This is a genomic window from Caulobacter sp. CCH9-E1, from assembly GCF_001556515.1.
In the GTDB taxonomy this organism is placed as follows: domain Bacteria; phylum Pseudomonadota; class Alphaproteobacteria; order Caulobacterales; family Caulobacteraceae; genus Caulobacter.
Genome location: NZ_LSJA01000343.1, coordinates 1 through 530, shown reverse-complemented (window position 1 = coordinate 530; position 530 = coordinate 1). Strand labels below are relative to the sequence as shown.

Genomic DNA, 530 nt, shown 5'->3' with positions numbered 1-530 from the left:
TCCTGGCGATGAAGATCACCTTCATCAACGAGATGGCCGACCTCTGCGAGAAGGTCGGCGCCGATGTCCAGTCGGTGGCCAAGGGCATCGGTCTCGACAAGCGCATTGGCGGCAAGTTCCTCAACGCCGGCCCCGGCTATGGCGGCAGCTGCTTCCCGAAGGATACCATCGCGCTCGTCAAGACCGCCCAGCAGTACGGCGCGCCGACGCGGCTGATCGAGACCACGGTCGAGGTCAACGACGCGCGCAAGAAGGCCATGGCCACGAAGGTCGCCGACGCCATCGGCTCGACCGACCTGGCCGGCAAGACGATCGGGGTGCTGGGCGTGACCTTCAAGCCCAACACCGACGACATGCGCGACGCGCCCAGCCTCGACATCCTGCCGGCCCTGCAGGCCATGGGAGCCAAGGTCCAAGCCTTCGATCCGGAAGGCGCCAAGGAGGCCGCCCACATGCTGGACGGCGTCGACTTCAGGGCCGGCGCCTACGAAGCCGCCGAGGGCGCCGACGCCCTGGTCATCCTGACCGAA

General features: G+C 67.4%; 1 protein-coding gene. It reads left to right on the top strand.

The annotated features are described in order from the left end of the window. Positions 1–530, top strand: a 530-nt coding sequence (locus tag AX690_RS19605) for a nucleotide sugar dehydrogenase (RefSeq protein WP_156449732.1), incomplete at both ends; no start/stop codon positions are given.